General features: G+C 61.4%; 11 protein-coding genes. 9 read left to right on the top strand and 2 right to left on the bottom strand.

The features are described from left to right. The 9 genes from thiI to nth form a co-directional block, all read left to right on the top strand. On the top strand, positions 1 to 1133 hold a 1133-nt coding region (gene thiI / locus ACTH3D_RS10815; RefSeq protein ID WP_441667119.1), incomplete at its 5' end, for a thiazole biosynthesis protein. Positions 1134 to 1296: 163 nt separating this feature from the next. Then, positions 1297 to 3339 (top strand): methionine--tRNA ligase, encoded by a 2043-nt coding sequence (gene metG / locus ACTH3D_RS10810; protein ID WP_441667118.1) that lies wholly within the window; start codon positions 1297 to 1299, stop codon positions 3337 to 3339. Positions 3340 to 3391: 52 nt separating this feature from the next. Continuing rightward, positions 3392 to 3973, top strand: a complete 582-nt coding sequence (rsxA, locus tag ACTH3D_RS10805; RefSeq protein WP_441667116.1) for an electron transport complex subunit RsxA — start codon at positions 3392 to 3394, stop codon at positions 3971 to 3973. Positions 3974 to 3993: 20 nt separating this feature from the next. Then, positions 3994 to 4638 carry an electron transport complex subunit RsxB gene (rsxB, locus tag ACTH3D_RS10800; RefSeq protein WP_441667115.1) on the top strand — a complete coding sequence of 215 codons (645 nt, stop codon included), beginning with the start codon at positions 3994 to 3996 and terminating at the stop codon, positions 4636 to 4638. Then, entirely contained in the window at positions 4631 to 6421 is a 1791-nt protein-coding gene (gene rsxC / locus ACTH3D_RS10795) for an electron transport complex subunit RsxC (RefSeq protein WP_441667114.1), read from the top strand. The genes rsxB and rsxC overlap by 8 nt, the downstream gene beginning before the upstream one ends. Further along, on the top strand, positions 6418 to 7476 hold the full coding sequence (locus tag ACTH3D_RS10790) for an RnfABCDGE type electron transport complex subunit D (RefSeq protein WP_441667113.1): 1059 nt from the start codon (positions 6418 to 6420) through the stop codon (positions 7474 to 7476). The genes rsxC and ACTH3D_RS10790 overlap by 4 nt, the downstream gene beginning before the upstream one ends. Beyond that, positions 7473 to 8147 (top strand): RnfABCDGE type electron transport complex subunit G, encoded by a 675-nt coding sequence (locus ACTH3D_RS10785; protein ID WP_441667111.1) that lies wholly within the window; start codon positions 7473 to 7475, stop codon positions 8145 to 8147. The genes ACTH3D_RS10790 and ACTH3D_RS10785 overlap by 4 nt, the downstream gene beginning before the upstream one ends. Beyond that, on the top strand, positions 8131 to 8877 hold the full coding sequence (locus ACTH3D_RS10780; protein ID WP_441667109.1) for an electron transport complex subunit E: 747 nt from the start codon (positions 8131 to 8133) through the stop codon (positions 8875 to 8877). The genes ACTH3D_RS10785 and ACTH3D_RS10780 overlap by 17 nt, the downstream gene beginning before the upstream one ends. A gap of 50 nt (positions 8878 to 8927) precedes the next feature. Next, positions 8928 to 9563, top strand: a complete 636-nt coding sequence (gene nth / locus ACTH3D_RS10775) for an endonuclease III (RefSeq protein WP_441667107.1) — start codon at positions 8928 to 8930, stop codon at positions 9561 to 9563. On the opposite strand, the gene ACTH3D_RS10770 is transcribed toward nth, so the two are convergent. Together ACTH3D_RS10770 and ACTH3D_RS10765 are read right to left on the bottom strand one after the other, a co-directional pair. Next, a complete protein-coding gene (locus ACTH3D_RS10770; RefSeq protein ID WP_441667105.1) occupies positions 9564 to 10580 on the bottom strand; it encodes an ArsA family ATPase in 1017 nt (338 codons plus the stop codon). Positions 10581 to 10637: 57 nt separating this feature from the next. After that, positions 10638 to 10901 carry a cory-CC-star protein gene (locus ACTH3D_RS10765; RefSeq protein ID WP_441667121.1) on the bottom strand — a complete coding sequence of 88 codons (264 nt, stop codon included), beginning with the start codon at positions 10899 to 10901 and terminating at the stop codon, positions 10638 to 10640. Positions 10902 to 10988: the final 87 nt, after the last annotated feature.

Below are 10988 nucleotides of genomic sequence, written 5' to 3'. Positions count from 1 at the left end.
TCAGCTCGCCTGAGCTTGAACGCTACCTGGGCGCGGCACTGCTGGCCGCCAGCCCCGGATCCAGCGTCAGCCTGAAACATCCACAGGTCGATGTGCCGATCACCCTCAACGACGACCAGCTGCAGCTGATCCGTGAGCGCCATCCGGCAGTGGGTGGCTATCCGCTTGGCGTGCAGGGCCAGGCCCTGGCGCTGATTTCCGGCGGCTATGACTCACCAGTAGCGGCCTGGCGCATGATGCGACGCGGCATCAAGACGCAATTCCTGTTCTTCAACCTCGGCGGTCCCGCCCATGAAGCCGGGGTGCGCGAGGTGGTGCACTATCTGTGGCGTCATTACGGCGCCTCGCACCACGTGTACTTTGTGTCAGTGCCTTTCGACACCGTGGTTGCTGATATTCAGCGCCAGGTGCCTGATGGCCTGATGAGCGTGGTACTCAAGCGCCTGATGGCTCGTGCTGCCAGCCAACTGGCCCAGCAGGCGCGGATACCTGCGCTGATTACCGGCGATGCGTTGGCCCAGGTGTCGAGCCAGACGCTGGCCAACCTCAGTGTCATCGATCGCGCCAGTCACCTGCCGATCCTGCGGCCGCTGATTGCCGAGGATAAACAGGCCATTATCGACGCGGCACGCCAGCTCGGCACGGCACGTTTCGCCGAACACATGCCGGAATATTGCGGCGCGACCTCGAAACGGCCCCAGGTCAACGCCAAACCGGACGACGTCGATGCCGCCGAGGCACAGCTCACCCCGGGCATTCTGGACGCGGCACTGGCCAGTGCGGTGACCACGCGCGTCGACCGGCTGATGGAGACCGAGCGACAAAGCACGCTTGAGACTCCCAAGCGTTCTGCCCTGTACCAGCCCACAACCGTGACTCCAGAAACACTGGCCGAGTGCCAGACGCCCTGCATCATCGACATCCGCCCCCCAGGCGAATCTGATGTGTCACCGCTGGTAGTTGCTGACGCTGAGGTGATAGTCATTCCGTTTTTCGAGCTGAGCGAGCGCATTGCCGAGCTACCCGGAGGGCGTGACTATCTACTGTATTGTGAGCGCGGCGTCATGAGCCGCATGCAGGCCGCTCACCTGGCCGACCAGGGCTACCCCAGCGTTGGCGTTTTTCGATGCTGAGCGCGAGTGATCGTTAGTACGTCCTGACGGTGAGCACCCGCTGTACCGGCGGGCTTTGCCAATATGCCAAGCCAGCGTGCAGATGCAGCAAACACGGATTCCGGCTACAATCATGACCTTTGCCTTACACCCTTTTACATTCCACGGGAACCTCTGAGTCATCATGTCCAACACCGCCTGCGCCCCACGCAAAATTCTGGTCACCAGCGCTCTGCCCTATGCCAATGGTTCCATTCACCTGGGCCACATGCTGGAGTACATCCAGACCGATATCTGGGTACGCTTCCAGAAAAGCCGCGGGCACCAGTGCCACTATGTGTGTGCCGACGACGCCCATGGCACCGCCATCATGCTGCGCGCCGAGCAAGAAGGCATCACCCCCGAAGCGCTGATCGACCGGGTTTCCCGTGAGCACCAGGATGATTTCGCGCACTTCGGCGTGGATTTCGACAACTATCACTCGACCCACTCCGAGGAAAACCGCTATTTCAGCGAGCTGATCTATACCCGGTTGCGCGACAAGGGGCATATTGCCACCCGTGATATCGAGCAGATGTACGACCCGCTAAAGGGCCTGTTCCTGGCCGACCGTTTCATCAAGGGCACCTGCCCCAAATGCCGCGCCGACGATCAGTATGGCGATAACTGCGAAGCCTGCGGGGCCACCTATACCCCGACAGAGTTGATCGACCCGGTCTCTGCGATTTCCGGCGCCGTCCCCGAAGTCAGAAGCTCCACCCACTACTTCTTCAAGCTGCCTGACTTCGCTGACTTTCTGCACGGTTGGATCAATGACGGCCACGTCCAGCCCTCCATCCGCAACAAACTGATGGAGTGGTTCGAGTCGGGCTTCAACGAGTGGGATATTTCCCGCGACGCACCCTACTTCGGCTTCGAGATACCCGACGCGCCGGGCAAGTATTTCTATGTGTGGCTCGACGCGCCGATCGGCTACCTGGCCAGCTTCAAGAACCTGTGTGAGCGTGAAGGCCTCGACTTCGATGCCTACTGGCAGGAAGGCTCCGACGCTGAGGTCTATCACTTCATTGGCAAGGACATCGTCTACTTCCATGCGCTGTTCTGGCCGGCCATGCTGCACGGTGCCAATTTCCGCACCCCCACAGCGGTGAACTGCCACGGTTTTGTCACCGTCAATGGCGCCAAGATGTCCAAGTCCCGCGGCACTTTCATCAAGGCCTCGACCTACGCCGAGCAGCTTAACCCGGAATATCTGCGCTACTACTTTGCCGCCAAGCTCACCGCGGGTATCGATGACCTGGACCTAAACCTCGAGGACTTCGCTCAACGGGTCAACTCAGACCTGGTCGGCAAGGTCGTCAACATCGCCAGCCGCTGTGCCGGTTTTGTCAAGAAACTCGGTGATGGCAGGCTTTCCGCTCAGTGTGCCGAGCCACAGATGCTGGCCCGTTTTGTCGCTGCCGGCGACGAAATTGCCGAATATTATGAAGCGCGCGAGTTCAGCCGCGCCATGCGCCGCATCATGGAGCTAGCCGACGAGGCCAATACCTATATCGCCGAGGCTGAGCCCTGGGTGCTAGCCAAGCAAGACGGCAAGCAGCAGCAGGTGCTGGATATCTGCTCCGTCGGCATCAACCTGTTCCGCCAGCTAATGGTCTATCTGGCCCCGGTAGTGCCGGCCATGGCTGAAGGCGCGCGGAAGTTCATGAAACTCGACAGCCTGGACTGGGACAGCCGCCATGAGCTGTTAGTGGATCACGAAATTGCCAAGTTTAAGCCGTTGATGACCCGTGTCGAAAACGACCGGATTGAAGCCATGATTGAGGCATCGAAGGAGGATCTGGTGGAAGAGCAAAAACTCAAGGACGCCCCACGCGGACCGCTGACCGACAACCCCATCGCCGAACAGATCAGCTTTGACGACTTCGCCAAGCTCGACCTGCGCATTGTGCGTATTGCCAAGGCCGAATATGTAGAAGGTGCAGATAAACTACTCCAGCTGACGCTGGACCTTGGCGGCGAGACCCGCAACGTCTTCGCTGGCATCCGCTCGGCCTACGCGCCGGAAGCCCTGGAGGGCCGGCTGACCGTTATGGTCGCCAACCTGGCGCCGCGCAAGATGCGTTTTGGTGTCTCCGAAGGCATGGTACTCGCTGCTGGCGACGATAGCGGAATCTACCTGCTGTCTCCGGACTCCGGTGCCGAACCGGGGCAGCGCGTCAGCTGATCACTCTGAAACATCCCATGCGGGCGCATTTGCGCCCGCCAGGTCTGGCCCGATGAGCGAGATTCTGCTGATCCTGGTCGGCACAGCACTGGTCAACAACTTCGTGCTGGTGCAGTTTCTGGGGTTGTGCCCTTTCATGGGCGTGTCCAGCCGACTGGAGCCAGCGCTGGGCATGTCACTTGCCACCACCTTCGTGCTGACTCTTTCAGCGGTGGCAAGCCATCTGGTCTATCACCTGTTGCTTGAACCATTGGGCCTGGCCTACCTGCGCACCATCGCCTTTATCGTGGTGATTGCCGTGGTAGTACAGTTCACCGAGCTACTGGTACGCAAGACCAGTCCGTTGCTGCACCAGGTACTGGGCATCTTCCTGCCGTTGATTACCACCAACTGCGCTGTACTCGGCGTAGCACTGCTGACGCTCAAGCGCAGCACCAGTCTGATGGAGGCGGCCTTCTATGGCTTCGGCGCAGCGCTAGGCTTTTCGCTGGTGCTGGTGCTGTTTGCCGCGATGCGCGAACGACTGGCGGGTGCTGATGTGCCGCTGCCATTTCGCGGCGCAGCCATCGCCATGATCACTGCCAGCCTGATGTCACTGGCTTTCATGGGCTTCAGCGGCCTGGTCTCATTGTGAGTGCTGCTGTGAGTATCGCGGTGAGCTCCCTATTGGACAACGCTATCGTGCTGGCCATCCTGGCTATTGCTGCGCTGGTCGTGCTGTTCGGCGTACTGGGTGTGCTGCTCGGCCTTGCCGGCGAATATCTACGCGTGCCGGGCAATCCGCTGGTCGAGAAAATCGACGCTCTGCTACCCCAGACCCAATGCGGACAGTGCGGCTACCCCGGCTGCCGCCCCTACGCTGAGGCCATCGAAAACGGCGACGAAATTAATAAATGCCCGCCGGGCGGCGAGGCCACCATCGCCGCGCTGGCCGAACTGCTCGGCCGGGACACCAAGCCGCTGGACGGCGACGCCCAACAGGGCCCCATGGTCGCCTATATCCGTGAAGACGAATGCATCGGCTGCACCAAATGCATTCAGGCTTGCCCGGTGGATGCCATCCTCGGTGCTGCCAAACACATGCACACGGTGATCATTGATGAGTGCACCGGCTGTGACCTGTGCCTCGAACCCTGTCCGGTAGACTGCATCGATATGCTGCCGCATCCCCGACAGATAGCGCCAACGCCGCCACATCCCGGGCTCGGCCGCCAGCCTCAGCTTGCCATGCCACTGATTGCCAGCGATGGCGGCACAGGTAACACAGAAGCTTCGCTTCAGGACCGTTTGCATGACTGAGTTTTTTGACATGCCAGGCGGTATCACGCCGCCCAGCCGTAAAGCGCAGACCCGTGACGTGCCGCTGCGCAGCGCACCCATGCCCGCACGGGTGGTGCTACCACTTAACCAGCACGCCGGCACCCCGGCCACACCCTGCGTCACCGTCGGCCAGCGGGTGCTCACCGGCGAGCGCATTGCTACAGCCAGCGGCACATTGTCTGCCGACCTGCACGCTAGTATTTCCGGCCATATTGCGGCCATCGACGCTGTGGCCATCCTCATCACGTCTGACGGCCTGGATGAATGGCAGCATCTTGCGCCGCTGAGCTGGCGAGACAGCGATAGCGAGACCCTGCTGAAGCGCCTGGATCACTCCGGCGTGGTGGGCCTTGGTGGCGCGGCTTTTCCCAGCCAGATTAAGGCGCGGGTTCGCCAGCACCATGCCATCGATACCTTGATCATCAACGCCGCCGAATGCGAGCCCTACATCAGCTGCGATGACGCCACCCTGCGCGCCTTTGCCGATGAAGTGCTGGAAGGCGCTCGTCTGATAGCGCATCTTGCTGGCGCCGAATCAATTCTGGTTGGCATCGAAGACGACAAGCCCGAGGCGCTGGCCGCGCTACGCGCCAGCCTGGATGACAGTTCTAGCCAGCACTCATCAACAGGAGACACGCCGGTCAGCATTCACGTGATTCCCACCCGCTACCCCAGTGGCGGAGAGCGCCAGCTGATCCAGCGCCTGCTGGGCCGTGAAGTACCCAGCGGTGGCCTGCCGGCGGATATCGGTGTGCTATGCCATAACCCAGGCACACTGCGCGCCACCCTGCACGCGGTGCGCGATGGCACGCCGCTAGTATCTCGCATCGTCACCCTGAGCGGCGAGGCACTCAAACGCCCCGGCAATGTGATTGCCCGCCTCGGCACCCCGATCATTGAGCTACTGACTTTTTCTGGATTGGATAGCGAGCGCCTCCACCGCCTGGTTCGGGGCGGTCCGCTGATGGGACAGCCGCTATCTGATCTGAGCACGCCGCTGACCAAGGGCAGCAACTGCTTGATCGCCGCCACGCAGCAGGAGCTGCCCGACCCTGCGGCCGAGATGCCTTGCATCCGCTGTGCCGCCTGCGAAGAGGTCTGCCCCGCCGGCCTGCTACCCCAGCAGCTGTACTGGCTTACCAAAAGCCAGGAACACGACAAAGCTGAGCGTTGGCATCTGTTCGATTGCATCGAATGCGCCGCCTGCGAGTACGTCTGCCCCAGCCATATTCCACTGGTCGGCTACTACCGCGCCAGCAAGGACGCCATACGCCAGCAGCGCCTAGAAGCGGCCCGGGCCGATCATGCCCGCCACCGCTTCGAGCTGCGCCAGGCCCGACTGGCTCGCGATGAAGCCGAAAAGCAAGCGCGCCGTGCCGCACGCAAAAAAGCCGCCAACCATAAAGCATCGTCGCCTTTACCCAGTGCAGGCGAACCGCCAGTGACCGAGGCGACGGCATCAGCTGCAGCTGCCCCCCAGCTGATCGCCAGCAACAGCGATATCACAGACTCAGCGCCAGACCTGCGCAGCCTGCGTATCGCCCAGAGCGCTTCACGGGCGGCACAACGCAAGGCCGAGCGCACATTGGCCCGCGCCATCGAGAGCGGTGAAGACGCCGCCACCCTGGCTGATCTGGAAACCCTTGCTGCTACGGCCAAAGAGCACCTGCTTGCCGCTGATGCACAACTGGCGGCGGCGCGGGATGCAGACACTCCACGACACGAGGATACGGCACATAATAGGGAGCCCAGCAACCCATGAGCCTGTTACATGCCGACAACATCAATGACCCGGCGCCAGCGTTGACCCGGCCACCGACCAACACGCCAGGCATCATGGTCTGGGTGCTAATCGCCACGTTACCGGGGATTGCCCTGCAAAGCTGGCACTTCGGCTGGGGGGTATTGAGTAATGTGATCATTGCTGGCGCGCTAGGCGTAGCCCTTGAGGCCCTGGTGCTGAGCCTGCGCAGACGTGCGTTGCGCCCTATGCTTTCCGACCACAGCGCCCTGCTAAGCGGCGTGTTGCTGGGGGTAGCACTACCGCCGGGTAGCGCCTGGTGGCTGATTGCCATCGGCATGGTCGCTGCCATCGTAGTGGCCAAGCATCTCTATGGTGGCCTGGGCCACAACCTGTTCAATCCGGCCATGGTCGGCTATGCGCTGCTGTTGGTGTCGTTTCCGGCACGCATGAGTCTGTGGCTACCGCCAAGCGGGCTCTTTGGCCCCGATGCCGCAAGCCTTGGGCAAACACTGGCCAACGTGGCCGGACGGATACCGCTTACTGAGCTCGATGCGCTGAGCGGCGCCACCCCACTGGACGCCTTCAGCCACAAGCCGGAGGGGCTGATGGCCTCGGAGTTCTGGGCAAGCGAGCCCCTGCCTGACGGCATGCTGAGCGCCGTGCAGCAGGTCTCCTTGGCCTGGCTTGCTGGCGGAGCGATTCTTATCGCCAAGGGCATTATCAGCTGGCGTATCCCGTTGGCGATGCTGGCCACCCTGTGTATCGGTGCCAGCCTGATGTTCCTCGCCAACCCCAGCCATCAGCCCGGCCCGCTGTTTCATCTGCTCACCGGCGCCAGCATCTTCGGTGCCTTCTTTATCGCCACCGACCCGGTCAGCGCGGCCACCAGCCGCCGCGGCAAGCTGGTTTATGGCATCGGCATCGGTCTGCTCATGCTGATCATCCGCAACGCTGGTGCCTACCCCGAGGGGCTGGCTTTTGCCGTGCTACTGATCAATCTGGCGGTCCCGCTGATCGATCATTACACCATGCCCCGGGCCTACGGGCATGGCGCTGGCGGGAACCGGTCATGACGCCTTCTTCAAAACCATCACCATTAAAACCATCATTCTTAGCGCAGGCTCCGTCGCTGGTAAAAATCGCCTTCCGAGCCGGCACTGGCCTGGCGATGTTTGCGCTGATCACCCTCTCAAGCGTGGCCATTACCCGCGCACTAACGGCTGAGCGCATCGCCACCAACCAAGAGGCCAGCGCCTACCGGATCGTGGCCGAGGTCGCGCCAGCCGGCCACGATGGGCACCTGCTTGATCACACCATCACCCTGCCGGCCTCACCGCCACTGGGACAGCCCAAGCCCTTCACTGCCTGGCAGGCAGTCACAGACGGCAACGTCATCGGGCTGGTGGTGCCGGTCGCCACTACCCAAGGCTATAGCGGGCGCATCGAGATGCTGGTGGGTATCACCGCACAAGGCATATTGAGCGGCGTGCGCATCAGCGATCACCGCGAAACCCCCGGGCTTGGCGATGCCATCGAGGCCAGAAAAAGTGACTGGATCGAGCAGTTCAGCGGTCTTTCCAGCGAATCAGTCCATCTGGATGACGACGGCATTGACACCCTGACCGGTGCTACCATCACGTCACGCGCCGTGACCGAAGCCGTACGCAACAGTCTGCAGTGGTATCGTGAGCGCGATACCAGCCAGCCACCACCACAGGAGCGCCACCATGAACCCGGCCATTGAGACCGGCGCGCAGACACGCCCAGTGCCAGCAGCCAGCGATATCATTCGTGATGGCCTGTGGCGACGCAACACCGTGCTGGTGCAGATGCTTGGCCTGTGCCCGCTGCTGGCGGTCTCCGCCACGGTAGTCAATGCGCTGGGACTGGCGCTGGCCACGCTGCTGGTACTGGTGGGCTCCAACCTGACGGTATCGCTGATTCGCAGGCATATCTCAGCCACGGTGCGGCTGCCGGCCTTTGTGATGATCATCGCCGCCTTCGTGACCTGTGCCGAGCTGTTAATGGCAGCCTACGCCTATGAACTGTATAGCATCCTCGGGATCTTCATTCCGCTGATCGTGACTAACTGCGCGATTCTTGGCCGCGCCGAAAGCTTCGCCTCACGTCAACCACCGCTGGCCTCGGCGCTGGATGGCCTGATGACCGGCCTGGGATTTGCCAGTGTGCTGCTGGTGCTGGGTGCGATTCGCGAGCTGTTCGGCCAGGGCACGCTGTTCATGAACATGGACCTGCTGCTGGGGCCCATGGCCGCCAACTGGGGAATTGAGGTTTTTCCCCACTTGAGGTTCCTGTTTCTGATGCTGCCACCGGGCGCATTCTTTGCCACGGGGCTTTTAATTGCGCTAAAAAATCTCATCGATCAGCGTCGAGAACTGCGGCCCGCGCCATCGTCCCCATCAACAAGCCCCAGTGAGACAAGACGTGTGCGCGTTACCGGCACTGTTCGTTGACTCCCCGAGTTGGAAAGACTGTGCTGAAAGGAATGATCTGAAGGAAAGCCATGAACGCTGCTAAACGCTACGAAATATTTTCCCGCCTGCGCGACGACAACCCCGAACCGACCACCGAGCTGAACTGGACAACTCCTTTCGAGCTACTGGCCGCCGTGCTGCTCTCAGCCCAGGCCACGGATGTTGGCGTCAACAAGGCCACCGCACGGCTGTTTCCGGTGGCCAATACACCCGCCGCCATCATCGAACTGGGTATCGACAACCTCAAGGAACACATCAAGACCATCGGCCTGTACAACACCAAGGCCGAAAACCTGATGAAAACCTGCCATCTGTTGATCGACAAGCACGGCGGAGAAGTGCCAGACACCCGGGCTGCACTGGAAGCCTTGCCCGGTGTGGGGCGAAAAACCGCTAACGTGGTGCTCAATACTGCCTTTGGCCACCCCACCATGGCAGTGGACACCCATATTTTCCGCGTTTCCAATCGCACCCGCATCGCTCCTGGAAAGGACGTGTTGGAAGTCGAAAAAAAGCTGCTGCGCCATGTGCCCAAGGAATTTCTCAAAGACGCCCACCACTGGCTGATCTTATTGGGCCGCTACACCTGTGTGGCGCGCAAGCCGCGCTGCGGCAGCTGTCTGATCGAAGACCTGTGCGAGTACAAGGACAAGACCGACATCTGATCAGTCGTTGTGATCCAAGGCCTTCTCCAGCGCATCAGCTAACTCCTCAAGCCTCTCCAGGCCCTGAATATCCGAGGTCAGCCAGGGCAGGCGTGGCCTTGGCCAGGAGGCCAGCTCGTGGTCGATGCGCTTCAGATACTCTGCTTCCTGCGCGCGCCTGGCGGCGAAGAAATCACCGCCCGCCTCAGCGGGCAGCACGCGGTTAACCAAGGTGCCGGCCACCGGCACTCCTGCATCTTCCAGTGACTTCACCGCCCGCCCGGTTTCCAAAATCGGTAGGCGCTCCGGCGTCAATACGAACAGGAAGGCACTGTGCTCGGGATCAGAGATGCGTCGACGGGCCTGGTAGAACAGCCGGCGACGCGTCAATAGTGTTTCAGCCACGTCACGGCTGCGCTCATCGAGCTCGCCCATGGAAGGGTCCGCGTTTTCGGCAAAGGGCGAGTCAATATCCTGCCCCTTGCGTGGCGTCAGGTGCTTGAGCACCTTACCCAACTCTTCCGACTTGCGGTTATGCGACAGCAGCCCTTCTGTCCAGGCGCTCATGGCCTCGGGCAGGCTGAGCAGCCGCAGAGTATGCCCGGTGGGCGCGGTGTCGAAGATGATCAGGTCATAGTCCGAGTCATCATTGGCAACCAGGCGCGAAATACGCTCCAGCAGCGCGGCTTCCTGGGTACCCGGCGACTGGCGGGACAGTCGCATCTGACGCTCCAGCTCGTCCATCATGCGCGGCACGGCAAAGCGCCGCATCTGTGATGTAACCCGTGCCAGGTGAGCTTCTACCTCAACATCCGGGTCGATTTCCATGGCATCCAGCCCCGGCAGGATACGCGTTGGTTGATCGCCCAGCTGGCGGTCAAAGACATCGCCCAAGCTATGCGCCGGATCCGTAGAGGCTATCAGCACCCGTTTGCCGCGCCGCGCCGCCAACACACCCAAAGCAGCAGAGACCGAGGTCTTGCCGACTCCACCTTTGCCACCCACCCACAGCAGGCGGCGATTCAGCAGTGACTTCATCAGGCTCTCCCTTGAAAAAGCGAGGCCGGCAAGCGCCGGCCTCAGAGGTTAGCAGTGTCAACAGCAGCGAAAATCATCCAACGGCGAGTGCTCCATGCCCATGCGGCGATGCCAGTCATGGAAGCGCTCCATCAGCAGCGGCTGCAGCTCCAGGGTGTAATAACTTACCGGGTTGGGCACGCCCATCAACTCGGAAAACACTAGCAGCATAAACAGGTCGTCCTCGTCGCGACGTGCACGAGCGATGGCCCCCCGGTAGGGGGCCGAGTAGGCTTCCTCGGCGAAGTAGCGTGCCTGGCCAAGCCAGGTCCGCCAACGCACGAATTTTCCTTCATCGCTCACTCCACATCCTCCTTGAATATGCTCCCGCCACGCTTCTCCTCGCGAAGACGCTTCATTGCCGCTGCA

The organism is Halomonas sp. (assembly GCF_052095765.1).
Taxonomy (GTDB): domain Bacteria; phylum Pseudomonadota; class Gammaproteobacteria; order Pseudomonadales; family Halomonadaceae; genus Halomonas.
Note: the sequence above shows the minus strand (reverse complement) of the source record. Positions and strands in the feature narration are given on the sequence as shown.

Excerpts from the sequence above, each read along its gene's own strand:
- ACTH3D_RS10780 (WP_441667109.1), top strand. The coding sequence starts at position 8,131 with ATGAACCCGGCCATTGAGACCGGCGCGCAGACACGCCCAGTGCCAGCA.
- nth (WP_441667107.1), top strand. The coding sequence starts at position 8,928 with ATGAACGCTGCTAAACGCTACGAAATATTTTCCCGCCTGCGCGACGAC.
- rsxC (WP_441667114.1), top strand. The coding sequence starts at position 4,631 with ATGACTGAGTTTTTTGACATGCCAGGCGGTATCACGCCGCCCAGCCGT.
- metG (WP_441667118.1), top strand. The coding sequence starts at position 1,297 with ATGTCCAACACCGCCTGCGCCCCACGCAAAATTCTGGTCACCAGCGCT.
- ACTH3D_RS10785 (WP_441667111.1), top strand. The coding sequence starts at position 7,473 with ATGACGCCTTCTTCAAAACCATCACCATTAAAACCATCATTCTTAGCG.
- ACTH3D_RS10790 (WP_441667113.1), top strand. The coding sequence starts at position 6,418 with ATGAGCCTGTTACATGCCGACAACATCAATGACCCGGCGCCAGCGTTG.
- rsxA (WP_441667116.1), top strand. The coding sequence starts at position 3,392 with ATGAGCGAGATTCTGCTGATCCTGGTCGGCACAGCACTGGTCAACAAC.
- ACTH3D_RS10770 (WP_441667105.1), bottom strand. The coding sequence starts at position 10,580 with ATGAAGTCACTGCTGAATCGCCGCCTGCTGTGGGTGGGTGGCAAAGGT.